We start from the raw sequence: 24,595 nt of genomic DNA, 5'->3' as shown, positions 1-24,595 counted from the left end.
CAGATAGCAAACACTCAAGACTAATATATCTGCACGACATTTTCAGCTATGACTTTTGCATTGATTGTGCGTTTGCTTTCAAGATTCTCAATCTTAATAGTATCGCCTTGCACGCCATTTTCTAATGCCTTGCCACTTGCACTTGCTTCAATGCCATTATCACGGAATATAATTTTGACATTAGAATCTTTAGACACAAGCATTCTTTTAGCAAGTTTATTGCGATAGATTATCGTATTTATGGGGATATAGACTTTCGCACTTGACTGCAGTATCTCATATCTACTAGCAGGGATTAGGGCGAGTGATGAGAAATCTTGTGTTTTAGTCATAAAGCTATTTGCACTCATATTACTACCTGCTCTAATATTCTCTGTGGCAGTGTGGATCTGTATAGAACCATTTATACTATAGCGTATAGAATCTTGCAGGACCTTTCCATTCTGTCTATACTGCAAAGTGAGATAGCCATTCGCACTTTTTGTTGTATTTAGCTGTTTTGATACAATGCTCACTGCATAAAGATCGAGTGTATTTCGAGTAACAAGCGATATAGATTCTATGGTGAGTTCTGGATATATGCGTTTATATTCACTAGCAATATAGCTTTTTAGTATAGAGACATTGTCATTAGCAAAAGCATGAAGAGAAAAAGCAATATAAAAAAATAGGAGAATCTTTTGCAACATTCTACTTCCTTGTCTAAACTTTTACACAATTATAATGCAATAAATACAAAAATAAAACTTTTGTGTTTTATCTTTTTTATTTTTTGCTACAATGACTATGTTGTGTGGTTTGGGAATCTATTTTGCTTGACTTTATTTACATTAAATGTAAGGAGACATTATGAAACTTGATACGACTAGCACTATGAGTTCATTAGCACAATCAAAAGAGAGTGGCTTAATCAAGGATTTAAAAGCAAAGGTTGATGGCAAGACGCTTGAGAGTGATAAAGCGTTGCGAGAACAAACTGATAAGTTTGAGGCAATCTTTATTAAAACCCTGCTTGATACAGCATTAAATCTAGACAATCCATTGTATCCTAAACAACCCGGTAGTGATATTTATAATGCTATGTTTAAAGAGCAGCTTTCAGAGAATTTGAGTGGTAGCTTTGGATATAGTGAATTACTTTTTAATTATCTTAAAGACCAGCAAAAGTTGAAAGGTTAGAAAGCATTGTAGCAATCTGCTAAAATGCTTTAAGTTTAGCTTATATTTAAGCATGTAGTTTTAGATTCAGTCAAATGCTTGAAGTTAGAATAAACTATACTCTCTTATTCCTATACTCACCAATAATAACACCACAAAGGGTTAAAACAACCCCTATGATTCCGTAGAATCCAAGTCGTTCATCAATGGCTATCATCGCCACGATAATCGTAATAATAGGCGTAAGATACACATAAATATTTGTCTTAATCGCACCGATAAGCAAAGTCGCCTTGTTCCACATTAAAAAGCAAAGGGCTGATGGAAAAAGCACAATAAAAATGAAATTAAACCCTATCATAGGTTCTAAAAGTTCGTGCCATTGCGGCTTAAAATCAAATATAAAAAAGCCCGGGATTAAAAATAAGATTCCATAAAACACTATCTTTCTTGTCGCAATAATGATGTTATATCCCCTATCCATAATGCTAACAATCGCCACAGAATATGCACCCCAGCCAATAGCCGAGATTAAAGCCAACATATCGCCAAATGGGTTAAATCCTACCGCTTCACCATCGCCATAACTCAGCAAAATAATGCCTATAATACACAGCATAAAGCCTATAAAAAAATTTCTATAAGGCTTTTCAATCCTAAGCATAAAAGCAAAAATGCCCGTAAAAAGTGGGGCGGTAGCGATGATGACACTCACATTTGAGGCATAGGTTTGCTCTATGGCTAGATTCAAAAATAGATTATAAATGCTAATCCCACATAAACCCGCAATGGCAAACATTGCTTCCTCTTTGAGTGAGATTCTAAGAAAAGTTGGCTTCATCATAAATAGCATAATATAGCCGAATACAAACTGCAACATAAGCAATTCAAAAGGCGATAAATAATCTAGTAGAATCTTCACAGAAACATAAAGAGCTGACCAAAAAAACACGCTGCTAAAAGCTAAAATATGTCCGCTTATTTTCCACATATCATACCCCCAAAGACTTATTTTTCGTAAGATTCTGTAATAAAGTAAGATTGTTTTGGAATCTAAAAAGATAATCTCTTCCTAAATCAATGCGATTATAAATCCACCCCCATAACGCCCAGATATAGTTTGCCATAAGTGAGCCTTCAATCACACTTTGAAAGGTAAGTGTTTGCAAACTATTTTTATTGGAGTTGTTTTTATTGCAGTTATTTTTATTGTAGTAGTGTATGATATGCTCTATTTGTGCTTGAGTGAGTTCTAACTCTGCGACTAGATTCCCAAACTCCCATTCAATGCAGCTAAAGCCAGCATATTCAAAATCAATGAGTTTTATCTCACTTCCATTAAAAAGGATATTGGGTAATTGCAAATCTCTATGGCATAGCACCCCCCCCCCCCATTGTCAAGCCTTCTTGCCACTTCGATGACATATTTATGCTCTTTTGGCGTTGTGAGTGAAATTTTTGCTAATTTCTCATATTTTAGAATCTCATTGTAAAGTTTTATGGGCTTATATTCTGTATTATCTTTGTGCGGTATGCTGTGAAGTTTTAAGAGTGAATCAAGGAGTTTTTCTAATACTTTTTCTGTGATTTGGGCTTTTTCTAAGCTTTTATAATCGCATAAAAAATCACTCATTTTTATGCCACTACCATAAAATTCACTCTTAGGCGTAATATCTAGATTCTCTATAAGTTCCAAAATGCTTCGCTCACCTTGTCTGTCAATCACATTTTCTGTCCCACTGCCCGGGATTCTTATCACTTTTTGTTTGCCTTGAAATGTAATGAGATAATTAATATTTGTAATACCTGCTAAACGCACTGCTTTTTTATCATCGGCACATTGAATCGCAATCTCTTCTGGCGTTAAAAGTCTGTGATAAAGCGCATCAGCAAAGCTATCAATCTCTGTGTATAAAGTATCGCAAGGAAAGGCATAATAATTTATAGAATCTAAACTTCTTAACACCGCATATTCCCAATATTCATCACTACTGCATTGCTCTAGTTCTTCTTTAAAAATTGCTACATCTTGCGTATTATCAAAATACGCAATGCCATCTCCATAGCCACTTGTCGCATTTGTATCAATATCTAAGATTCTATAATTTTCATCAACGATATAGCCCCACGCAGTCGTATTATCTGGAATCTTTTGTGCTAAAAATTGCGATACCCCACTTTTAAAAAACCTACAAAAATCTTCTGTAATATATAAATCACCATTTAAGATGATTGTGCCTTTTTGGATTCTATGCTTTACATATAAAAGCGATTGAGAGCTATTGCAAATAGCATAGTCATCAAATATAATTTTTTCAAAATGAAGCTTTTTGGAGAGAGAATCAAACAAATGATTCTTATAGCCTGTTACAACGATAATATCTTGCACCCCACCTTTTCTTAAGATAGAAATCATATTTTCTAAAATGCTTTTCCCGCGAATCTCTAAAAGCGGTTTTGGCTTATTTAGGGTCATTGGCTTAAGCCTTGAGCCAAACCCTGCTGCTAAAATGATGGCTTGCATACATATCCTTTTACAATTTATCCTAGTTTTTATGTGTAAAAGTTATTATACAATATTTTAATACCGAAGTTAAATCTATGATCTAATACCTAGAATCACAAAGTGTCCATGCAAAGAGCGGTGTGTAGCTATTTTGCTTAACAATATCACTTGCTTCAAGCAGGGTTTGTCCTGTCGTTATAATATCATCAACTAGAATCACAGCTAAATAATCATGCTTAAAATGAAATGAAAAGTTTCTACCAAGCGTCCGTCTCTCTTCTTTTGTAAGATGAGAGAAGTGGCTATTATTACCTATGATTAAGGCGTTATGAAAGACTTTGAATCCGTATGTCTTAAAGCATTGTGCTAAAATCGCACTATGAGAATACATGCCAATAGCTTTATTGCGTATAGATAGAATGGCTACTTCTTGCTTCTTTAGTTTAGCTAAATCTTTATATCTTTCAAAGAAGTTTGAGATTCCATAGATACCTAGTCGTTTAAAAATGCGACTACCGATAATATTATTTTTACTTGCTAGTAGTAGTTTTAACTCACTGAAAGCAAAGCTGCTAAAAACTTTTACTCCATTATCAAGCACTCGTTTAGAATCTATGTATTCTAAATGTTTTAAACACTCTTTGCATATAATATGCCATGTAAGCCTTCCACACATTGAGCAATACATTTAGATTCCAAAAAAGCTACAAATTCTTTTGTGTATTTCTTCTTTAGGCATGGCAGAATCTAGTGTTAAAATATCTGGCTTTTTTATGTTGGGGTTAGATTCTAGAAAGTTTTCATCTTGTAAATACGCTAATATCTCTTTAAAGTAGCTTTGCGTGTCAAGTAGGTATTGTATGCCTTTTTGCTCTATGTTATCAAGGCTTTTTTCATTAAGACGACTTTTTAGCGTGTCTTTTGAAGTTTCTAAAAAGACTATTTTTTGTGGTAAGATTCCCCCCGTTGCAAAGAGATTTAGCATTAGGGCTTCACGCATATTTATCGTTTTAGCATAGGCTACACCAGAGATAAGGCTTCTATCAGCGATAATTGTATTTGATATATTTTTTAGTTGTAAAAAGAGTTCAGCCCTTTGAGCTAAAAAGAGTAAAAATGAGCTTTTTTCATTTATCTGTGTTTGGCTATCTAGTAGAATCTTTCTTACAATATTCCCAAGATATGTGCTGCCGGGCTCATTTAATACGATGATAGAATCTTTTATGGAATCTTTATAGTTTTCTAAACTCACGCAAGGGTAGTTTTGCTTTATGAGATTACATTGCGTTGTCTTTCCACTCGTATCAATGCCTTCAATTACATAGTATTTCATTGCGACTCTTTTGTGTGTAATTGCTGTATATAGGAATGAATGCTTTCTGGCACAAGATGGCTAAATTTACCACCATGCACGATAATGCTACGCACAATAGATGAGCTAATAAAGGCATTTTGCAATGTTGGCATAAAATATATTGTATCAAGCGAGTCATTCAGCGAGGCATTTGCATAGCCCATTTGTAGCTCATATTCAAAATCACTCACTACACGCAATCCCCTTATAATCACCTTTGCTTTCATATCAGTAGCTAAACTTGCAAGTAGATTACTAAAGGTAATGCAGCTTACATTTGGAATCTCATTTTTATGTTCCTCTAATGCAAGGTTTATCATTTTCTCTCTTTGCTCCAAGCTATAAAGTGGATTCTTACTTTCAGAGTTTGCTACTGCAACTACTACTTGTTGAAACATTTTGCTACTGCGTTTGATAATATCTAAATGCCCGTTTGTAAGTGGGTCAAATGTCCCCGGATAAATTGCTAATTTATTCATATCTACTCTTAGAATCTTATTTTTTCTGATCTTTTGTTTTAAGCACTGTGGCTATGGCTACGGCTATTTTCTTTGCATGTGCTGCATTTTTATCTTCTAATTCTTGTCCAAACTTTGCTATCGCGTCTGTATCCCAATGTGTTGAATTGGCTAATTCTTTAATACACTGAATCCACAAGTCAAAGTTTTTTTCATCAGTTAGCACACCATATTTGCCCTTAAATTGCTCTAGTGAAGCGGTAAATGCGGCTTTTGTCTGTGCGCCTTTTATGATATTAAACATGATTTGCATTGTATTTTCAACTTTTTTTGGCGGCTTATTACTCATAAATACATAGATAACGCCCACAATAAGCACAGGTATAACAAGCACAAAGCAAACTGCCCACATGATGATATAAAACAAGTGTGAATACATACAAAGCCCTCTAGTCCAAATATAGTTTGAATATAAAAGCTTGATTATACTTAAAAAATAATTTCTTTTAGAAATTTTTCTCACAAATATGAGAATCTAGCAAGAATATGAACGCATTATTTTTGGCAATTTTTTGCTATAATTTCGCTGATTTTTACAAAATTTAACGCATTAAAATCATATTCTAAAACATAATCAATACAGCATGATAAAAGACAACAAGAGGGTGGTAATGGCACAAGAGAGTTTAGAAACAAAAGAGATTCACACACGAACTAGCATACAAGTAACGCTATTGCATTTTACCCCTTTAAGTGTTTGTAGCAGGGCTATACGCACTTGTTGGGATAGTCATAATAAAAGCGATAATGGTGGCGATATTGATAAAGGCTTAATATATCGTGTAGGAAATGTAAATAAGCATAAATCTACGCTAGAGCATTTGTATTATAACTTTGAGATTAAAGGTATAACAAGGGCATGCTTGCAAGAATTAGCCCGTCATAGAATAGCAAGCTTATCAGTAAAAAGCACAAGATATACGCTAAAAGAACTCAATAAAGAAGAAAGCTTTTTGCCCCTATGTGAAGAAAACTATAAAAGAGCAGAAAAATATATCATGCTTTCAAGCAATGAAAGAGTAAAAGACCAAAGTATAAAAGCCTTAGAAAATCTGCGTTTAGCGGTAAAAGATGGCATTGCTAATGATATAGCAAAGTATTTAATCCCTGAATGCTATAAGAGCGAATTAGCATGGAGTATAAATGCTAGAAGTTTGCAAAACTTTTTAGAGCTAAGGACCGCAAAGGCAGCATTAAAAGAGATTCGAGAGTTAGCCTATACCATTTTTAAAGCCCTGCCAGAAGAACACAAATATTTATTTGAAGAATGTTTATGTAAAGACCCTTTATTTATGGAATCTCTAAATAAGAATTAAAAGAAGCAATATAGGCAAACATTATGACACAATCTCTTATCACAGAATCTTTACACACTAATCCCTATATTCAATCACAAGACTATTTTAATACACTAGATTCTAAATCCAAAAAAGATTTTTTAGAATCTCTTTATACATTACTCACCACGCAAAAGGCAATAATCTTTTCTAAATTTATAGAATCTCACCCCTACTTTGAATCCTATCTTATGCAAAAAGACTTGAGCGATAAACATTTATCTCTATTATCAAGTAGCTATCATATTATCCATGCAACCTTGCAAATACCGCAAAACTATCTCCCAAATATAATTTTTTATGATAAGCATAAAAGCACAGATTCTATATATAGACTTGGTGTATTACCTTATGAGCCTTTTAGTGCGAGTTATAGAGATACACTTACAAAAAAACTGCAACAAAGCTATAAAGAAGAATTCATCTTTTATCTATGCAAACAAGACTTTTTAAAAGAAATAAGCCTTGCTTTGCAATTACAACAATATTGTCAAAGAGAGGAATTGCAAAGCAATTTTGTAGAATCTTTAGTTAGTTTTGGGCTTACTATGCAAGCAAGTGACATTCATCTATTCTTGCAAGATTCTAAAGCCTTCTGCCTATTACGCATTGATGGAATCTTGGTGCATTTTTTGGATATAAATACTACATTATTTGCAAAAATCTCACAGAAACTAAAGCTTTTATGCAAACTTGATATTAATGAAATGAGATTACCACAAGATGGACATCTAAAGCTAGAGAATCTTATCTATAAAAACGATAGGAGAGATTGTGATGTGCGATTATCTTTTATGCCGACATTGCGAGGTGAAAGCATTGTATTGCGTATCCCACATGCAAATAGACGATTTGAAAGCTTAGATACTTTAGGATTATCAGTAGAGATTCTAGAGATTCTAAAAAAAGCTTTGCTTACAAAAAGCGGACTTATCCTTATTAGCGGTCCAACAGGAAGTGGCAAAAGCACACTGCTTTATAATTGCCTTAGATTCCTACACAATGGCACAAAAAAGATTATAACAATAGAAGACCCCATCGAGCAAGAAATACAAGGTATAACACAAACGCAAGTCAATGAAGAGCTATCACTTGACTTTGCAAAGGCATTAAAATACATATTGCGTCAAGACCCAGATATTATTATGATAGGCGAAATACGCGATAATGCGACATTAGATATTGCTTTGAGAGCGGCTTTAACAGGGCATTTAGTAATAGCTAGTATCCACTCAAGTGATTGCAAAAGTAGCCTTGCTAGATTATATGATCTTGGTGCAAAGGAATACATTTTGCAAACCACACTAAAGCTTATAATCTCTCAACGATTAATACAAACACTCTGTCCTGCATGTAAGGAAGAAATACAAGGGAGATTTCACGCACGAGGCTGTCATGAGTGCTATGGACAGGGCTATGGGAAGAGAATCTTATTGCAAGAAGTATTTGATTTTAGCATTCATAAAAAGTTAGATTCTAAAACTTCAATGCTTGAGAATGAAGTTTTTATAGAATCTCTTTATCAAGGCATACCGACACTAGAGAAACAAAGTGAAAAATTATTTAAAAATGGAATTATTAGCTATGAAGAAAGTTTGCTTTAAAATGCGTTTGTATAAGGTTGTTAAGAGAATGGATTCTATAAAAAAGCTATTATATTGCCTTAGTTTTAGTATATGCTGTGCTAATGATTTTAATGCTTTTCCAAAAGATAATACCGCTAATTATCTACAGCCACTAAGCACCGCCCAACAACAAACAAATATTTCTGTGCAAAGAAAGACTAGCTTACCACAAAAAAGCCCAAAACAGCTTTCACTACTCAAACAAGCAAATAAAGAGAGAAATGGCATGTATGTCATGGTCGCACTCAATATGATACCCACTCAAAGATTGCTGAATAATAAACCTTCTTATGTATTTAGCATGGGAATGGGCGTTAGAGGTGGGGTGATTAGCTACCTTGATGAATACATAGGTATGCGTGGATATTTCGCCCTAGATTTTACAAATGACAATCTTTCACCCATACGCACAGATGCAAATGCTTACAATGGCACTTTTCTCATGGCAAGTCTTGGGCTAGATATTATGGTGGATTTTTTCATTGATAAAAATTATAAGAATACGCTAGGATTTTTTGCTGGTATCGGGGCTGGTGCATTTATCTATTTTGATATGCAAACGCCCATTATTACGCCATCATCACAAGAAGTAAGCAACTTTAAAGCAAGCGGTAATGTAATGGTGCAAGGTGGATTTAGTGCATTAATCGCCCATCATCATAGGGTAGAAATCGGCGTAAAATTCCTACCAACTCCATCACTGCGCGTAGAGCAAGATGGCTTGGTAGCAGACTATAATCCCTACATTGCGTATAGTTATAAGTTTTAAGTGTTAAGTTTTTAAGGACGATTTAGGTTTGAATCTATGCAATAAAGCTATATTGTATTTACATGTTGAATCTTATAGATTGTGATACTTGGGCTTTTAAGAATCGTTAGCATTTAAGGGTTATATTTATTACACTTTCTGTGAATTTACTTTTAATCATGACAGGCTAAGATTCTATGGGCAATACGCAAAATGCAACAGAATATATCCAATATGGATTCCAAAAAGATATTTTATTCTAGCTACATTGCAACACAAAATAGAATCTGTATTTTTAAGATTTTATGTTGTCTATTTGGTATCAGGCTTTACACTCCATTGCTTGAGAATTTCTACACAGCATATTTACTTCATATTTTTGCATTCTTAGCAACTCTATTTCATAAAATTTTTCATATTTTTATTATGTTTTATAATAATTGTAAATAAATGTTTAATAATGCTTGACTCGTTTTTTTTGTAAAATCAACTTTCAATTTAGTTTAAGTAAGGAGAAACAATGGATCAAGGTCAGCTTATGGCACTTACTGCTACATGGGTGAATCTCTTACCTGAAGGCACACTTGTTGGCATACAAAAGCGGCTCGAAAAGTTACCTGACGATAAGGCAAGTATGCTAGCTACAATCCAGTTTAAAACCCCTATGACAGGATTAATATGTGGCATAATTGGTGGTGTAGTTGGTGTAGATAGATTCTATAAGGGTGATATAGGTATGGGTATAGCAAAAATATGCACTCTTGGCGGACTTTATATTTGGTGGTTAGCGGATTTATTTTTCGTGCAAAAGGCATTAAAGTAGATAATCTCAATAAGCTCAATATGATGCTTATGCAGCTTGGCGTGTAGTTTTTGTTAGGTTTTTTGTTTAATTTTAATTTTTTGATTTGAAAGGATATAGTATGAAATTATATAAAATTGCGAGTTTATGTGTAGCAGGATTTTTTATCGTTGGTTGTGGTAATAGTATGCCAAATTGTAATGATAAGCAAGTTGAAGACCTTTTGCAACAGATAGTTAAAAATCAATTTAAGCAGGTATTTGGCAATGAAAGTAAGGATTTGAAAGTAAGCTTCAGTGGTTTTGCAACAAATGAGAAAAATGAAACAAAAAAAACAAGTTACATGTCAAGCGATGGCTAAAATAACACATACGCCAACGGGTCGAAATAAAGAGGTTACCGCACATTATACAGCAAGACATACAGATGATGGGAAAATATATGTAGAATTGCTTGATGACTAGAACCAAGATAAATTTCACAGCATAAGTCTCTCTTCTTCCCTTCCTTCTTGCATATTGTGGCAATGTTTGCCACAATATTATTCTTGTATTTCATATAATAGATTTAGTTGTATTTACATGCCATTATGAATGCCGTATTGTATTGTGTGATTTGAGATAAGTTTTCTTTTTGAAACCTTATTTATTTCATATTCTTTGAATCTATGTATCAAAGATTCTTTAAATAACTCTGCTATAAAAGATTCTAAGTAAGAACTTTGATATGCAAGGAAGCGATACAAAAGACTTCTTAATATACAAAGATTCTATTTATTAAAATCACTGCAACGCACCATATTTATAATACGCCGCACAAGCACCCTCGCTACTTACCATGCAGCTTCCCATAGGTTTTGTTGGCGTGCAAGATTTACCAAAAACTTTGCAATCTTTTGGCATAGCAAGTCCTTTTAGAATCTCACCGCAAAGGCAATGCTTTGACTCTTTAGCTTCCACTTCTTCAAGATTAAAATGAATCTCTGCGTCAAACTTTTGATATTCTTTTTTTAATCTTAAACTTGAGTTAGGGATAGCCCCTAGCCCCCTCCACACAAAGCTTGGAGCAATTTCAAAATAAGTATTTGTCATCTCTTGAGCTTTAAGATTTCCCTCCATGCTTACAGCACGGGAATATTGCATAAAGACTTCATGCTTTCCTGCGAGTTTTTGCTCTACAATATGCAAAATACTCTCAAGCATATCCACTGGCTCAAAACCGCTTACAACGATTGGAATCTTATAATCATTTGCAAGTGGCACATAGATTTTAGACCCACTTATCACACTCACATGAGATGGAGCGATAAGGGCATTTACCTTTGCTCTTTTATCATCAAGGATAGCACGCACAGGTGGAGGCACTAAAACATGGTTGATATGCAAGAAGAGATTCTCTAATCCCATGCTGATAGCACGATTGAGTAATGCCGCAGTCATTGGCGTTGTCGTTTCAAAACCTATGGCAAAATACACGATTTTTTTATTTGGATTTTCTTTTGCAATTGCTAGGCAATCAAATGGGGAATACACAAACCTCACATCAGCACCCCTTGCACGCGCATCAGCTAAAGAGCCAGAAGCCCCCGGCACTTTAATCATATCGCCTAATGTGAGTAAGATGACATCAGGCATCATGGCGAGTGTGTAGGCTTGTGAAATGCGTGATTTTGGCATGATACACACAGGGCAGCCCGGTCCATGTATGAAAGAAATGTTTGTAGAATCTAAAAGGCTTTTTAAGCCGTATTTCATAAGTGTATGTGTATGTCCGCCACAAACTTCCATAATGTAGAGTTTGTCTTGCAGGTTTGATGAAATCTTATTAATTTTACTGCTTAATGCTTGTATATGTTTTGTATCTCTATAAGGATTAATAAAATCTTGCATGATAAACCTTGTAAATAGGAATAGAATTAGATTCTGTGTTAGATACTTCGGCTAATGCCTCAGTATGATAATTTGTTATGGATCTAGATTCTTGTCATTTTGAGTGCGCAAACACGAAATATCTTTTCTAGATTCTATATTAGAATCTTGTTTAGACTCTTTTATCATTTCCAAGTCTTTAGATGTTTCGCTACGCTCAACATGACAAATATTAGAATCTAGACTCTATAAATTGCACCCTAAACCCCGCAACCCACCCAAATTTGGTTAGGAATATAGAATCTTATGCGGTAAAACCGCTAAAAAGTGGGGATTAATACACGGCGACACTTAAATTGATTTTTGCTTCATGTGGTAGTTTGCTTTTAAAATTATCAAGGTCAAATTTAATACCTTGTGATGCTGCCTCTTGTATTAAAGCGACTGCTTCATGCACATTATATGGGCTACCACCTTGATATGGCTCAAAGATTCTATTTGCAATAGCAAGTGCATAAGAGTTTTTCTTAACATGATCGGAAGCTGCATGTGGTGCGGTAATATAGGCAAGACTTTCAATCAAGTCTTCATCAAATTTCCAATGATTGAAAAGAAAACCTGAAAATGATAAATGATCAGTGCCAAAAAACTCGTTTTCTACAAATGAAATATTTTGATAATTATTTTGTTTGATGAGTTCTAAAAACTCTTTATCTTTTTTTTGTTGTATAAGCATACTTGAAAATAGAATCATACCAAGACGCAAAAGCATAACGCAGGGGACAAGCTCCTGTGCTAATTTCTTATCTTCATCGCCTAGCCATTCGGTAACAAAATTTGCCTCTTCGCTAGAATTGCGTAAAAATGTCTGTGTATCCAAACCATAAGGGGCGACATTAATCGTTAGCTTACCTTTTAATGAATTAGCAATGGCAATATTTTTTATATTTGTTACACCTAAAAGTGCAACTACTTGATTGATTGTAGAGATTTCGCGTGAGAATCCATAATAAGGGGAGTTTGCCAAACGCAATAAATCAGCAGTCAAAAGAGGGTCTTGTGAAATGATATTAACCACTTCTTGCACACGCACATCAGAGCCAGACTTGTCGATATAGTTACGCAATTTCACCACGGTTTCTGGCAATGGCGGCAAGTTTTCGATAGTCTTGCTTAGTAGTTCATTCATCATGATAAGTTCCTTATGATTCTAAAATCCCATAAACTTTTAGCCTAATATTATAGCATAATTTATTTATATCAAAGTGTTTAGACCTATTTTTTTAGAAAATTCATTTTTCCCAAATCGCATAGCATAAGCATTCGTATTTTAGGCATTTTTAACAATCTTATATTGTATAGCTTGTAGTATTTTTTGAGTAAATGATGGTTTTTAGCGGAACAAAAATGTTACTTCGTTTCCATATTTGTGGGTATAGCATTACCCTTTTAAAAAGGGTAACTTATAAGGAGACAAAGTAAAAGTTAAGCAGGCTTAAGCCAAGCCCTAATAGCTACTATTGAAGCAAGCGGATAACATGTTGTTGCACAGCGTTTGCTTGACTCATCGCATAGCTACCAGATTGAGCTAAGATATTAAGCTTATTAAAGTTTGCAGATTCTTGAGCGAAATCCACTTCTCTAATTTGACTTTCAGCCGCTTTAACATTTACTTGTGTTACAGAAATGTTATTCACGGTTGAAATCATTTGCCCTTGAACAGAACCTAAATCCGCACGGATTCTATCTAGAATCTTAGTCGCAGATTCAGCAATATCCATAACAACCATCGCACCTCTTAAAGTCATAACACCAGCACCAAGGGCTGCACCACCACTCGCAACAACAGAGTTAAAGTTTGCACCAGCTGCTGATTTAACATCCTTGTTAAACTCACCCATAGTATCACGCAAATTCACAACAGTTTTAGCAACCTGCTGGTTATCAAAGCCAATCGCCTTATAAAGTCCTTTTGCATCAGCAGCAGACATTACCACAATATCCCTTGCATCAAGTCGTGTCAAAGATAATCGTCCATAGTTTTCAGAACCTTTGCCTTCAAGCTTTTGACCGCCATTCATAGAGGTAATTGAGGTAGGTGGGACTTTACCATCTTGCCCTTTTTCATTCGCACCCATAGAGATTTTAATACCACGACCATCAACACTTCGCAAGTTTAGTCGCCCTCTCTCATCTGTGTAGGCTTCAACACCTGTTTGGTTTGTTACCGCGTTGAATGCTTGCACCAAACGACCATCAGAGTCCCCAGCTTTAATGTCATTAATATCACCGATTGTAATACCATTAATGATAACCTTTGACATTGTCCCAGACTTTACCATAGCATCAGAAGTTGAGATAACATTTGCAACTGCTCTAATACCTGTTTTATCAGAGTTCTTATTGATAACGTCAGCTAACACACCAATACCTGTGCCAACGCTTGTAGAGATTTTAACAGACTGCAATGACACATCATTCACACCATCTACATTTTTAAATGTAAGCTTAACTGTGTTTGCTGCTGTAATTAGCCCACCTGTTGCAACTCTTACTTGCCCGATTTTATCACTTGTTGTTGCACCAATTGAAGCTTTAATAGATTCATTTGAATAAGCACCAACTTGGAATTCTTTGTTTGTAAAAGCACCAGATAGTAACTTCTGACCATTGAAGGAAGTAGTATTTCCAATCATATCAAGACCTTGGATAAGTCTTGTAATGTCTGATTGAATCGCTCTTCTTGATTCAGTAGTTTGTCCATCTTGTGCCGCTTGTGTAGCTTTCACTTTCACAGTGTCAAGAATTTTAAGCTGCTCGTCCATCGCTTTATCAGCAATTTGGATAATCCCCATAGCATCATTTGTGTTGCTAATTGCTTGTCCCAATGCACTTGCTTGACTACGCAAACTATCTGCGATAATCATACCAGAAGCATCATCTGCTGCCTTGTTGATTCTCAAACCTGAACTTAACTTTTCCAAAGAATCTTTCAAACCTCTTTGGGTAACAACTGTATTAACATGTGCGTTTAACGCATTTATGTTAGTATTTACTTGAAAAGCCATCTTATGCTCCTTAAATGTTAGATGTCTTTAGGTCTTTCTTGTCTTGTTGCAAACTAAATCGGCATTTTTTATTTTTTTGTTGAGTGTTTTTTAAAAATTGCATGTTTGACTTACGCATAATCCAAGATTTAGCCCATAAATAGCGAGTTTCTGAGATATGTAAATAAGGACTTTAATTGTGAAATAATTTTTTGCAAGGATTTAGAAAGCATGAAAAATGCAGATGTATAGCTATTTTAAGAAAGGGGTAAAATATGATTGCAGCCTTATTGGTTTGAATTTAGTTTATGAATTAATAGTTCCAGTGTATTGGTAGCTATTCTCTAAAAGCCCCATCATTAAAATACAATACCCCTACAATTCCCACTCATCTTTCATTTGCAAATGTCCTTGCACTTGCGTTTTAATATCATCATATATAAAGCTCTCTCTAAAGCTATCGATACGACCACCACTTGCATTCTTATGTCCGCCGCCATTAAAGCACATTTGACTTAATGCACTTACATCGCAATTCCCATTTGATCGCAAACTCACATTACCCCTATTGCTTACATCCATGTAAAAATCAAACTCTTCATTCTCTTGCAAAAACTTATTTGCCACAACAGAAATGCCACCCATGCCATAGCTTAGAAAGCCAACCTTATCTTCAAAATACACCTTGCATTGCTCTTTCTTTGTCTCAAGCAGTTTGACTTGTGCGCGTGAGATGATATTATCCATTGTCTCACTATCCTTATTTCCGCCTAGCACTTCTTTTTTGATAAAAAATAGTGCATTATCAAAGCCCACCTCATCAAAGGCTTTTCCATCAATCAAACCGCCGCTTTTTTCTGTGCTATATTCAATGAAAAAGTTACGCGCAAAATCTAGCAATTTAAGCTTATAATTTCTATTTTCATCATCAAACATAAAGCGATTAAACTCATTACTTGATGCAATAAGACTCATAGCCACTTTGCCAAACTCAAAGCCAAAGCCATCTTCAAGCCATATATCCACAGAGTTAATCATCTCAACGATAGGCTTTAGCCACTGCTGCACAGAAGTATCTAAGCCAAAGCGATCTAGCAAATATTCATAAGTAATCTTTGTCGCACAGCGATTAATATCAAGATAATACCAGCTATACAGATTTGCACTCTCTTCGCCTGTAGCATGATGGTCTAGCAGCACAATCTCAACATCTACTTGTGCCATTTTTAGCTCTCTTACTTGCTCACTTAGAAATTTTGATTCATTTAGCGTAAGATTTAAATCTGTGATAAGGATTATAAACTGCTCTTTTTGCGGGGTGCTACTTTTTTCTCGCTCAACTTTTACTGGTTTGCCAAATAACATGCTTACACTTTCTGTTTGTGCCTTGTGAGATTCTATATCACGCAAAATAGCTTGTAATCTCACCATGACTTCTCTGCCATAGTTTGCATTATAGAATGTAATGTCTTTGAAAAATTCACGCGAAACAAACTGACAGCCATAGCCATCTAAATCAATATGTGATAAATGATAAACTTTCATAATAGCTCTTTTTGTAGAAAATATATTTAATCAATCCGTGAAATTATAGCAAAAAAGCTTACTATTGCAAACGAAAATAAGCGTTAAGTAAAAGTTCATTTATATGTGCTCATTCAAAGATTTTAACAAATATTAGGCAAAATTTCATGTATCATTGTGAATAGAATCATAGTAACAACAAGTAGATTCTCACACTATAACATGGAGTAATACAATTATGATAGCTATCTTATTTGATTGTGAAAATGTGTCATCTACGCATATTCCCTTTATCCTTCAAAGATTAAAGCGATTTGGTAAAGTAGTCCTTAAGTATGCCTTTAAGGATTGGAGTAGGCAAAGCGATTGGACACAACAAGTGGTTGAAGAATATGGTATGATACCCATTCAGGTTTTTCGACATAAAAGTTTTAAAAATACAAGTGATTTAAAAATCCAAGCAAGTGCCTATAAGATTCTGTATGAAAGCAATATAGAGCATATCTGTATCGTCTCAAGCGATAGTGATTTTAGAGATATAGCCCTAGAGATTCAGGCAAAAGGTAAGATTTCAATTGGTTTTGGCGAGATGAAAACGCCAGAATCGTTGCAAAATGCCTATACGCATTTTATCTACTTACAAAGCAAAATAACGAATAATAACCAAGCAACTACCAATAAATCCGCCACAAATAAAACCCCCACTACTAATAGCAAACAAATATCTACAAAAAGTGCTATACCACCAAAACCTAAAGAATTAGTGATTTTAGAAAATGCCATTCAATCTTTGCAGGATAAACAAGGATTCTGTCAAGTCGCTAAACTTGCAAGGTATTTAGCACGGCAAGATAGCACCTACACGCTACAAGGAATCTTTAGGGCAAAAAAATGGGCAGATATTTTTGATAGATACTCCTCAAATCTACATTACGAGCTTACCGGTAAAAATAACAGCACTCTTATTGTGTGTATTAAAAACTAAGAGTTAAAAGATTTAAAACACGAGAGTTTGTTGGGGTTAAATTTTGATATAAGCTAGTAAAGATTCTAATAGTTGGGGAGTTATAGATAAAAGGTTGCAGCAAATAAGTTGCTTACCTTTATTGCATTGCATGAATACCTAAGAATCTTTTAGAGTGAGACAAATATTATAAACTTTTTTAGAATATTGTGAGAAGTAGTTTTATTGGTGGTGTGTAACCCACAACGATACTAGATACCCTTAGAATCTCTAGCGAACATTAAAATTCTAAGACCTAAAATTACTCTGCAAAGATAACCATATCAGCCGTGATTTCACTGCCAAATTCACTTGCTAAAGTTGCATCATAAGCTTCTTTAAAAAAGCCTTCTTTTTGTAAAGTATCAATTTCAGCATTAAGCCAATCTAGCAATTCTTTATTACCTTGTTTAACTGCTGGGGCGATTACATCTTGCTCACCGATAGATTGGATTCCCACTTTATAGTCTGGATTATGCCTTACCCACGCATAAAGCATTGTAGAATCATGAGAAAGTGCATCGCCTTTTCCTTGCTGGAATGCTTGGAAAGTCTCTGTATTCTGCTCGAATTTAAGTAAGTTTATGCCACTTTGCTTACTGAAATAAATGTCTGCGGTTGTGCCTTTATTGACTATCAAAGTTTTACCTTGTAATTGCTCTTCACTTGTGATAGCACCATCTTTGCTAACCACACCTAGCGTTACTTTCATATAAGGCTTTGCAAAATCTACTTGCTTTTCTCGCTCTGGTGTTTTTGTGAAGTTTGCCATGATAATATCTACTTTATTTGCTTTTAAGGCACTAGCCCTAGCTGCCGCTTCAACAGGCACAAATTCAATCTTATTCTCATCGCCTAGCAAATCTTTTGCAAAACGCTTTGCGACATAGACATCAAAACCTTTGTATTCATTATTTTCATAATATCCAAATGGTGGTTTATCACTGAATACACCGACACGAATCTTGCCATTATTTTTGATTGTCTCAATGGCACTCTCTTGCTTTTTTGTCTCTTCTTGCTTAGAATCACCACATGCAAGTAGTCCAAGCATAATCGCACCACCTAAAACTAATGCCGCACTAGAACGAAAAATCCCTTTAAAATTAAAAGCCATTACTGCTCCCTTTCTAATATAAAATAAAGTTGCAAGTGTAGCATATTCTTGCCTTATATGCAACAAAATTATAAAAATATTGCATTGTTATAGAATCTTGTATATAAGTATATAAAACCTTCATATTTTAGAGTTTATTTACAATATAGTTAGAACATAAATCGCAATCCGCCATTAATCTCAAATGTGCTTGGCACACCCCTGCTAAAATGCGTGCTGCTTATATGCGTGATAGCACTTAGAGTTTGTGTGATACCAAACTCAAGCATGGCGTTAAACTCACTTTGTGTAAGATTTTTTCTATTACCACCATAATAATTTGAGCCATTAAAGAAAGTCGCACCATAGGCAAAATACATATTGAGCTTATTATCAAGCAAACCAAGCCTTGTTGCCGCATAGATTAAATGTGCGTTATTTCCCATTTTAATGGCACGACCACCCCATACAAAAAAGGGCTGAATATTTGTATAAAAAGTGTTTGATATATCTGCTTGTGTGCCATTACCCACACCCAAGATTCCAAGACTACCCATTCCTGCGTTACCACTTGCAACATAGCCAATCATCGCATCAATATTTTTATATCCAATGGTAACTTTAGAATCAAAAAGGAATGTGTTATTATGAAAAGACTTGAGACTTTTATGATCTTCAAAACTCCCAGCAAAACCCAAGTCAGCACCAAACCACCACACATTGCCACCATTAAATCTTGTGGCAAAATGCCCTCTTATGCCCGCAGTCGCAAATACACTTGGTATAAAGGTGGTAAAACCACTCATATATGCACTATTTTTTATATCTTTTTGATCACCATTAAAGTAGTATTTTAACCCAAGATTAAACCAGCCTGTTTTATCAAGGGGCATAAATCGTGTCATTTCATAATAGCTTACACGACCAAAATTATACGCCCATATTGCCTCAATCACAAGATTTCTCACACTCCCATTTCTTACCCAGATCCCATCAATTAAGTGATTAATCCATGGGCTAATAGGCTGAAATCTCCCCGCTTTAATCGCTGTATCACCATCAAAATATTCTATAAAAGATTCCCCCAATGCCACACTGCTACCACCTAAGACTTCATTACCTGTATTGTTATAGAAGTATTTTTTCACTCCATCGTTATAATTTAGTAAGCCTTGAGCGGCACGAAAAGATATTGCTGCACGCAGATTGTAATAAAAACCAGTCGTATAGCCAAGTCCAACGGAAGCATTAAGTAAGCCTGTATTGCCTAAGAATCTACTTGAGCCATAAAGATTATTTGTATAATATCCACCGCCACCACTTGACATAAAATTCCCATATAACACAATATCTACTTGCTTTGTGCCATTAAGCAGGGCAGAATCAAGTGTTTTATACTGCCCAAAAGCTAAAGCAATCGTTAAAAAAAATAAAATAAAAATACGCATAACATTCCTTGTTGCATAGAATCTAGGTTGCATAGAATCTAAAAGTGAAAATAAATCCGCTATTCTATCCAAAGATTATCAAGCAATCGTATCTTTCCAATGCGAACTACAAGTAAAAAAATGCAATTTTGTGCTTTTGTAGCAAAAGTTAAATCATGATTGTAAAAATCCATATAATCTATGTTTAGATTCCCTAGAATCTTTTCTGCTTCTTGTTTTAGTATCGCAATATCTCGTATATTTTGCTGTGTGATGAGGTCTTGTAAATGAAATATTGTTTTGGGAATCGCAAGGGCTAGTTGTCTCTCACTCTCACTTAAATATACATTCCTTGAGCTTAAGGCTAGATTGTCATAATCACGCACTATTGGCATACCTATGATTTCTATCGGTAGGCATAAATGTTGCACCATTTTTTTTATGATGAGTAGCTGCTGTGCGTCTTTTTGCCCAAAGTATGCCCTTGTAGGCGAAATGAGATTAAAAAGCTTTAGCACAACTTGCAATACCCCCCTAAAATGTGTTGGGCGATAGTATCCCTCAAGAATGCAGCCCATCTTTTTGGGCGGCTCTATTGTTATTTCATCATCATCTGTGTATAGAATCTCACTCGTTGGCGTAAACACAATATCAACGCCTACTTCCCTACACATTTCAATATCTCTCTCAAGTGTGCGTGGATAAGTGGATAAATCTTCTGTTGGGCTAAACTGCGTTGGATTCACAAAGATAGATACAACGGCTATGTGATTTTGTGCGACATTAGATTCTATAAGGCTTTTATGTCCGTTATGTAAAGCCCCCATAGTCGGCGTGAAACCAATATCAAGCGAAGTGAAATGCATATTAGAATCTATATTTTCATTATGCAATTTTGCATGACTCATGCCCGTTTGGATACATATAGTTTGGTTTGGTTTGGTTGTTTGATTATGATTTAAAACTCGTTTTGTATTGTCTGTTTGGCTGTAATGTAATAGTTGCTTTGTGTCTTCTGTGTGATTGTCTTGCAAAGTTTGTTTGGTGTTTTTTATGTGATTATTGTACGGGGCTTGTTGTGTTTCATCTACTTGATTGTAACTTACAACTTGTTTTGCTTCATCTGCTTGTGTGTCGTGTAAAGCTTTTTCTGTGTTGCTTGTTTGCATATGGCATGGAGCGTGTTTTGTGTCATTTATGTGATTGTAATTTAAATCTCGTTTCGTGCTATCTGTTTGAATATTTGTTTGTAAAAAAGCAATATATTCTTGTTGCTTTACTTGCAAGGCTTCTTGTAGCTCCTCTTTTGTCGTTGCTATAATGCAATTTTTATGTTGTTGCTTAAATGCCTTATAGTCGTAGTTTTTATAATCGCAATCTCGTTGGTTTTGTAACATAATATTTGCCTTTATCGCTTGTAGAAATAAAATGCTATTGTAGCGATTTATTCAAATCTTTTGTGGATTCTACGATAAAAAGTGCAAGATTTTGTTGCGTGGTTTAGTTTCTAAATTCTTGTCATATTAGGTGCGTAAGCACGAAATATCCCTTTTAGATTCTATGCTAGTATTTACTTACGCTCAATATGACAATTTGTTAAAGTTTCTAAAAGCGTTATTATAACAAGTAAAGCTTTAATGATATAGAATCTAGAATAAATGGATATGAAAAACACAAGACAACGATATATTCTTACATTCAAAGCCCCAAAACTTTATAGAATCTAGTCTATACGCTATAAAATTTATTTATAAATGCTAGAATATTGCGGTTAAGTTTTAATGTGATATATTATAAAGTTTGCAGAAAGCAAAAGTGTTTTAAAAGTTTAGGGAGGTAATCATGGAAATAACCGAAAAGAAAAAAATGAGTGTTAGCGTCATGCTTGGCATAGGCTTTGGTGTGCTACTTCTTTTTACATGTATTATTGCAGTTATTAGTCTTATTAATGTGGATCATATTATTAAAAGTTTGCGTCAAATCAATGATGTTAATGCCCTAAAGCAAAGACATGCCATAGATTTTCGCGGCAGTGTGCATGATAGGTCTATTGCTATTAGAGATGTTATGCTAACAGATAGTAATAACATGACTTCATTATTAAATCTTGAGAAAGATATAAACGCATTGCAAGATTTTTATATGAAAGCCGTAAATGGCATGGAGCAAGACTTTTTAGCAAAAAATATGTTTGATAGTGAAGAGAGTCGCATTTATGCTTCTATCCGTCAAACGCGTATGGTAACTCTACCTATGATTGATAATATTATCGCTATGAAAAAGCGTGGGCAAAATGAGTTGGCAGAGAAAGAATTACAAGCGATTGCACCGCATTTTGTTACATGGCTAGCAAGGATTAATGAATTTATTAATTTAGAAGAATCAAAGAATCAGAATCTTACAAAAGAGCTAAGAGATGCAGTAGATTCCTTTAAGGCAATATTATTTGTGCTAGTTGGGGCAAGTATTCTTTTTGGCGTATTGATTGCTTTATATATTATGCGTAGCTTGTTAAACTCACTTGGTGGTGAGCCACATTCTGCTTCTCGTGCGGTATCTCGCATAGCAAATGGTAATTTGCAAGAATGTGTAACCTTTAAAGGTGAGGGCAGTATGCTTGCATCTATTGCGGCTATGCAAAGGCGACTAAAAGAGGTTATACAAGCTGTTATAGAATCTTCAAATCAAATCAATGAAGCAACGCATAAAGTCGCACAAACTTCAAATGAAGCACAACAAGCCTCTACCATTCAAACGCAAAGCTCTTCAGTGATTGCTACAAAGATTAATGAGATGAATGAAGCTATTTCAGAGATTTCTAACGCGGCAAAGCTATCTGAACAAAATGCATTAAAGAATGTGGAGCTATCCCTAGAGGGCGTAAAAGTGGTGAATACAACCGCAGAAGAGATAGGCAAGATGACTATGCTTATTAATGATTCAACAAATAATATGCGAGGCTTACAACAGCAATCACTTGAGATTAGCAATAGCGCTAATCTTATCGCAGAAATTGCAGATCAGACTAATCTATTAGCCCTAAATGCAGCCATTGAGGCAGCAAGAGCAGGGGAGCATGGCAGGGGCTTTGCAGTCGTAGCCGATGAGGTAAGGCGGCTTGCCGAACGCACGGCAGGTAGCACAAATGAGATTGCAAAGATTATCCAATCAATCCAGCAAGGCATTGAAACTTCAGTAGAATCTATTGAAGTCATCGTGCCACAGATTGAAAAGGGACAAGAGCTTATCTCAAATTCTGTTTCACTGCTTAGTCAAATACAAGAACAAGCCCAAGATTCTCTCACAAAAGCCCAAGAAGTCGCACATTTATCAAGCCAACAAGAAGTCACAATGGAGAGTATCGCTAAAGATATGCAAAATATCTCAAATCTATCAGTAAGCACAGGGCAATCCTTGCAAAATACAAATGAAACCATTCATAAGCTAGAACAAATCTCTGATGGCTTAAAACAACACATGCAATATTTTAAGATATAGTTGTTTATGGTTATTTGTGTTGTGAGAGTTGGTTAAGTAGGGGGATCTAGAATATATCTATGAAATACAAAAGATTTCCACTTTAAAAGTGGGAATGGAATTTTAATAATGTAAGGTTGTAAGACTGAACAAATAGGTTGAAACAAAAGGGCTTATGCCCTTAAAACACTGGGCAATGTAAGAATAGCCCTATAAAAACATTAAAGGATATAGAAATATCCTAATAAAAACACTAGATTATGTAAAAACAATCTAATAAAACATTAGAAAATGTAGGAATAGCCTACATTAATCACATGTGTATTCATTAATATTTCGCTTTTATCATTCTTAGTCTTTGAGCTATATCCAGCTGATAGAGCTTGGATTTTTGCACCGATTTCTACTTTATGAGAACCTGCAAAAGTCGCTGCAATACCTACATTGATAGGGATATTGAATCCATTGTAGTTCTTATCGCCAAGAACCATATCAATCGTTGCCTTTGGACCCGTAATACCAGTGATACCATAGCCAAGTCCAAAGCCTACATACGCACCAAGCGTGAAGCTATCTGTATTTAGGAAATTCACCATTACATCAGCGTTTAATGTAATATTGTGGAATGACATATTAATGTCTTTCATTCCCGCTACAAATTTTGAGCCTTTTATAAACACTCTACTACCATTAAAATCATAACCAAGATAACCCCTCGCACCAACTATTGACATAAAGAAGTATTGATAACCAGCTTTTAGACCAACATGAAATGAAGCAGTTGAGGCATTTACACCAAAATTATCCTTTAATTCCCTGTCGGTTGCTTTTTTACCTGTTTCATTATATATTCCCACACCAAAAAGTGAAACACCACCATGCACACCTACAAATAGACCGCTTTTCTCTCCGCCATCATCTGCTAAGGCAGTATTGCCAAGCCCTATTGTAAGCAATGTGCTTACAGCCATTATGCTAAGAGTTTTTCTCATTATTTATCCTTTAAAATAATTTAAATTTTCCTTTAACTTTATAAAAAGCTCAAAGGATTTAAAATTTTAATAAAAACAAACAAATCGCAAACTACAAAAAAAAAAAAACGATT

General features: G+C 34.9%; 23 protein-coding genes and 1 pseudogene. 8 read left to right on the top strand and 16 right to left on the bottom strand.

Annotated elements, in window-relative coordinates:
• Positions 1-20: 20 nt before the first annotated feature.
• Complete coding sequence (gene flgA / locus C6H08_RS06230; protein ID WP_034562668.1) at positions 21-689, bottom strand: flagellar basal body P-ring formation chaperone FlgA; 669 nt, start codon at positions 687-689, stop codon at positions 21-23.
• Between the two features lie 160 nt (positions 690-849).
• Between flgA and C6H08_RS06225 the strand changes: the two genes are divergently transcribed.
• A complete protein-coding gene (locus tag C6H08_RS06225; RefSeq protein ID WP_004084473.1) occupies positions 850-1,179 on the top strand; it encodes a hypothetical protein in 330 nt (109 codons plus the stop codon).
• Between the two features lie 94 nt (positions 1,180-1,273).
• Here C6H08_RS06225 and C6H08_RS06220 read toward each other — a convergent pair whose 3' ends face one another.
• The 7 genes from C6H08_RS06220 to C6H08_RS06190 all read right to left on the bottom strand — a co-directional run bounded on the left by C6H08_RS06220 (position 1,274) and on the right by C6H08_RS06190 (position 5,915).
• On the bottom strand, positions 1,274-2,149 hold the full coding sequence (locus C6H08_RS06220; RefSeq protein ID WP_034562670.1) for a DMT family transporter: 876 nt from the start codon (positions 2,147-2,149) through the stop codon (positions 1,274-1,276).
• A 1-nt stretch (position 2,150) separates the two neighbouring features.
• Positions 2,151-2,540 carry a phosphotransferase family protein gene (locus C6H08_RS12305; protein ID WP_104686140.1) on the bottom strand — a complete coding sequence of 130 codons (390 nt, stop codon included), beginning with the start codon at positions 2,538-2,540 and terminating at the stop codon, positions 2,151-2,153.
• Positions 2,483-3,682, bottom strand: coding sequence for a sugar phosphate nucleotidyltransferase (locus C6H08_RS06210; protein ID WP_104686139.1), 1,200 nt, complete (start codon positions 3,680-3,682; stop codon positions 2,483-2,485). Before C6H08_RS06210 ends, C6H08_RS12305 begins: the two co-directional genes overlap by 58 nt.
• An 82-nt stretch (positions 3,683-3,764) precedes the next feature.
• On the bottom strand, positions 3,765-4,352 hold the full coding sequence (locus C6H08_RS06205) for a type I phosphoribosyltransferase (protein ID WP_034562672.1): 588 nt from the start codon (positions 4,350-4,352) through the stop codon (positions 3,765-3,767).
• Positions 4,353-4,997: a dTMP kinase gene (gene tmk, locus C6H08_RS06200; protein WP_034562674.1), complete on the bottom strand. Its 645-nt coding sequence runs from the start codon at positions 4,995-4,997 to the stop codon at positions 4,353-4,355.
• Positions 4,994-5,497: a pantetheine-phosphate adenylyltransferase gene (coaD, locus tag C6H08_RS06195; RefSeq protein ID WP_034562676.1), complete on the bottom strand. Its 504-nt coding sequence runs from the start codon at positions 5,495-5,497 to the stop codon at positions 4,994-4,996. Before coaD ends, tmk begins: the two co-directional genes overlap by 4 nt.
• A gap of 16 nt (positions 5,498-5,513) precedes the next feature.
• Complete coding sequence (locus C6H08_RS06190; RefSeq protein WP_034562678.1) at positions 5,514-5,915, bottom strand: hypothetical protein; 402 nt, start codon at positions 5,913-5,915, stop codon at positions 5,514-5,516.
• Positions 5,916-6,147: 232 nt separating this feature from the next.
• Between C6H08_RS06190 and thyX the strand changes: the two genes are divergently transcribed.
• The 5 genes and pseudogenes from thyX to C6H08_RS06165 all read left to right on the top strand — a co-directional run bounded on the left by thyX (position 6,148) and on the right by C6H08_RS06165 (position 10,409).
• A complete protein-coding gene (gene thyX, locus C6H08_RS06185) occupies positions 6,148-6,852 on the top strand; it encodes an FAD-dependent thymidylate synthase (protein ID WP_052092644.1) in 705 nt (234 codons plus the stop codon).
• Positions 6,853-6,875: 23 nt separating this feature from the next.
• Positions 6,876-8,477: a GspE/PulE family protein gene (locus C6H08_RS06180; protein ID WP_034580476.1), complete on the top strand. Its 1,602-nt coding sequence runs from the start codon at positions 6,876-6,878 to the stop codon at positions 8,475-8,477.
• Entirely contained in the window at positions 8,458-9,267 is an 810-nt protein-coding gene (locus C6H08_RS06175) for an outer membrane beta-barrel protein (RefSeq protein WP_034564403.1), read from the top strand. The genes C6H08_RS06180 and C6H08_RS06175 overlap by 20 nt, the downstream gene beginning before the upstream one ends.
• A 499-nt stretch (positions 9,268-9,766) precedes the next feature.
• Positions 9,767-10,116: pseudogene (locus C6H08_RS06170) on the top strand (TM2 domain-containing protein).
• Positions 10,117-10,169: 53 nt separating this feature from the next.
• Positions 10,170-10,409: a hypothetical protein gene (locus C6H08_RS06165; protein WP_034580478.1), complete on the top strand. Its 240-nt coding sequence runs from the start codon at positions 10,170-10,172 to the stop codon at positions 10,407-10,409.
• Between the two features lie 421 nt (positions 10,410-10,830).
• Here C6H08_RS06165 and hypD read toward each other — a convergent pair whose 3' ends face one another.
• The 4 genes from hypD to C6H08_RS06140 all read right to left on the bottom strand — a co-directional run bounded on the left by hypD (position 10,831) and on the right by C6H08_RS06140 (position 16,508).
• The gene (hypD, locus tag C6H08_RS06160) at positions 10,831-11,937 is read right to left on the bottom strand and encodes a hydrogenase formation protein HypD (RefSeq protein ID WP_034562684.1); all 1,107 of its coding nucleotides are present in this window, start codon (positions 11,935-11,937) and stop codon (positions 10,831-10,833) included.
• Between the two features lie 313 nt (positions 11,938-12,250).
• Positions 12,251-13,108, bottom strand: coding sequence for a cheVAW transcriptional regulator CheP (locus tag C6H08_RS06150; protein ID WP_080732142.1), 858 nt, complete (start codon positions 13,106-13,108; stop codon positions 12,251-12,253).
• A gap of 325 nt (positions 13,109-13,433) precedes the next feature.
• Positions 13,434-14,984, bottom strand: coding sequence for a flagellin A (locus tag C6H08_RS06145; protein WP_104686138.1), 1,551 nt, complete (start codon positions 14,982-14,984; stop codon positions 13,434-13,436).
• A 354-nt stretch (positions 14,985-15,338) separates the two neighbouring features.
• Complete coding sequence (locus C6H08_RS06140) at positions 15,339-16,508, bottom strand: DHH family phosphoesterase (protein ID WP_034563940.1); 1,170 nt, start codon at positions 16,506-16,508, stop codon at positions 15,339-15,341.
• Positions 16,509-16,725: 217 nt separating this feature from the next.
• Between C6H08_RS06140 and C6H08_RS06135 the strand changes: the two genes are divergently transcribed.
• Positions 16,726-17,472, top strand: coding sequence for an NYN domain-containing protein (locus tag C6H08_RS06135; protein ID WP_034563938.1), 747 nt, complete (start codon positions 16,726-16,728; stop codon positions 17,470-17,472).
• 280 nt (positions 17,473-17,752) lie between these two features.
• Here the strand turns inward: C6H08_RS06135 and C6H08_RS06130 are convergent, their stop codons facing one another.
• The 3 genes from C6H08_RS06130 to panC form a co-directional block, all read right to left on the bottom strand.
• On the bottom strand, positions 17,753-18,607 hold the full coding sequence (locus C6H08_RS06130) for a transporter substrate-binding domain-containing protein (RefSeq protein WP_034563936.1): 855 nt from the start codon (positions 18,605-18,607) through the stop codon (positions 17,753-17,755).
• A gap of 149 nt (positions 18,608-18,756) precedes the next feature.
• On the bottom strand, positions 18,757-20,034 hold the full coding sequence (locus C6H08_RS06125) for a hypothetical protein (protein WP_034579641.1): 1,278 nt from the start codon (positions 20,032-20,034) through the stop codon (positions 18,757-18,759).
• 59 nt (positions 20,035-20,093) lie between these two features.
• Positions 20,094-20,879: a pantoate--beta-alanine ligase gene (gene panC, locus C6H08_RS06120; protein WP_034579990.1), complete on the bottom strand. Its 786-nt coding sequence runs from the start codon at positions 20,877-20,879 to the stop codon at positions 20,094-20,096.
• A 976-nt stretch (positions 20,880-21,855) separates the two neighbouring features.
• On the opposite strand from panC, the gene C6H08_RS06115 reads away from it, so the two are divergent.
• On the top strand, positions 21,856-23,511 hold the full coding sequence (locus C6H08_RS06115) for a methyl-accepting chemotaxis protein (protein ID WP_034563933.1): 1,656 nt from the start codon (positions 21,856-21,858) through the stop codon (positions 23,509-23,511).
• Positions 23,512-23,774: 263 nt separating this feature from the next.
• Here C6H08_RS06115 and C6H08_RS06110 read toward each other — a convergent pair whose 3' ends face one another.
• Complete coding sequence (locus C6H08_RS06110; RefSeq protein ID WP_104686137.1) at positions 23,775-24,482, bottom strand: outer membrane beta-barrel protein; 708 nt, start codon at positions 24,480-24,482, stop codon at positions 23,775-23,777.
• Positions 24,483-24,595 lie beyond the last annotated feature (113 nt).

This window comes from Helicobacter bilis, assembly GCF_900198365.1.
Lineage (GTDB): Bacteria > Campylobacterota > Campylobacteria > Campylobacterales > Helicobacteraceae > Helicobacter_A > Helicobacter_A bilis_B.
This window is presented reverse-complemented; position numbering and strand designations above follow the sequence as displayed.

What these genes read in the sequence shown, in the direction of transcription:
- flgA (WP_034562668.1), bottom strand. Translation starts at nt 689, where the DNA reads ATGTTGCAAAAGATTCTCCTATTTTTTTATATTGCTTTTTCTCTTCAT.
- C6H08_RS06225 (WP_004084473.1), top strand. Translation starts at nt 850, where the DNA reads ATGAAACTTGATACGACTAGCACTATGAGTTCATTAGCACAATCAAAA.
- C6H08_RS06220 (WP_034562670.1), bottom strand. Translation starts at nt 2,149, where the DNA reads ATGTGGAAAATAAGCGGACATATTTTAGCTTTTAGCAGCGTGTTTTTT.
- C6H08_RS06210 (WP_104686139.1), bottom strand. Translation starts at nt 3,682, where the DNA reads ATGCAAGCCATCATTTTAGCAGCAGGGTTTGGCTCAAGGCTTAAGCCA.
- C6H08_RS06205 (WP_034562672.1), bottom strand. Translation starts at nt 4,352, where the DNA reads ATGTATTGCTCAATGTGTGGAAGGCTTACATGGCATATTATATGCAAA.
- tmk (WP_034562674.1), bottom strand. Translation starts at nt 4,997, where the DNA reads ATGAAATACTATGTAATTGAAGGCATTGATACGAGTGGAAAGACAACG.
- coaD (WP_034562676.1), bottom strand. Translation starts at nt 5,497, where the DNA reads ATGAATAAATTAGCAATTTATCCGGGGACATTTGACCCACTTACAAAC.
- C6H08_RS06190 (WP_034562678.1), bottom strand. Translation starts at nt 5,915, where the DNA reads ATGTATTCACACTTGTTTTATATCATCATGTGGGCAGTTTGCTTTGTG.
- thyX (WP_052092644.1), top strand. Translation starts at nt 6,148, where the DNA reads ATGGCACAAGAGAGTTTAGAAACAAAAGAGATTCACACACGAACTAGC.
- C6H08_RS06180 (WP_034580476.1), top strand. Translation starts at nt 6,876, where the DNA reads ATGACACAATCTCTTATCACAGAATCTTTACACACTAATCCCTATATT.
- C6H08_RS06175 (WP_034564403.1), top strand. Translation starts at nt 8,458, where the DNA reads ATGAAGAAAGTTTGCTTTAAAATGCGTTTGTATAAGGTTGTTAAGAGA.
- C6H08_RS06165 (WP_034580478.1), top strand. Translation starts at nt 10,170, where the DNA reads ATGAAATTATATAAAATTGCGAGTTTATGTGTAGCAGGATTTTTTATC.
- hypD (WP_034562684.1), bottom strand. Translation starts at nt 11,937, where the DNA reads ATGCAAGATTTTATTAATCCTTATAGAGATACAAAACATATACAAGCA.
- C6H08_RS06150 (WP_080732142.1), bottom strand. Translation starts at nt 13,108, where the DNA reads ATGATGAATGAACTACTAAGCAAGACTATCGAAAACTTGCCGCCATTG.
- C6H08_RS06145 (WP_104686138.1), bottom strand. Translation starts at nt 14,984, where the DNA reads ATGGCTTTTCAAGTAAATACTAACATAAATGCGTTAAACGCACATGTT.
- C6H08_RS06140 (WP_034563940.1), bottom strand. Translation starts at nt 16,508, where the DNA reads ATGAAAGTTTATCATTTATCACATATTGATTTAGATGGCTATGGCTGT.
- C6H08_RS06135 (WP_034563938.1), top strand. Translation starts at nt 16,726, where the DNA reads ATGATAGCTATCTTATTTGATTGTGAAAATGTGTCATCTACGCATATT.
- C6H08_RS06130 (WP_034563936.1), bottom strand. Translation starts at nt 18,607, where the DNA reads ATGGCTTTTAATTTTAAAGGGATTTTTCGTTCTAGTGCGGCATTAGTT.
- C6H08_RS06125 (WP_034579641.1), bottom strand. Translation starts at nt 20,034, where the DNA reads ATGCGTATTTTTATTTTATTTTTTTTAACGATTGCTTTAGCTTTTGGG.
- panC (WP_034579990.1), bottom strand. Translation starts at nt 20,879, where the DNA reads ATGCATTTCACTTCGCTTGATATTGGTTTCACGCCGACTATGGGGGCT.
- C6H08_RS06115 (WP_034563933.1), top strand. Translation starts at nt 21,856, where the DNA reads ATGGAAATAACCGAAAAGAAAAAAATGAGTGTTAGCGTCATGCTTGGC.
- C6H08_RS06110 (WP_104686137.1), bottom strand. Translation starts at nt 24,482, where the DNA reads ATGAGAAAAACTCTTAGCATAATGGCTGTAAGCACATTGCTTACAATA.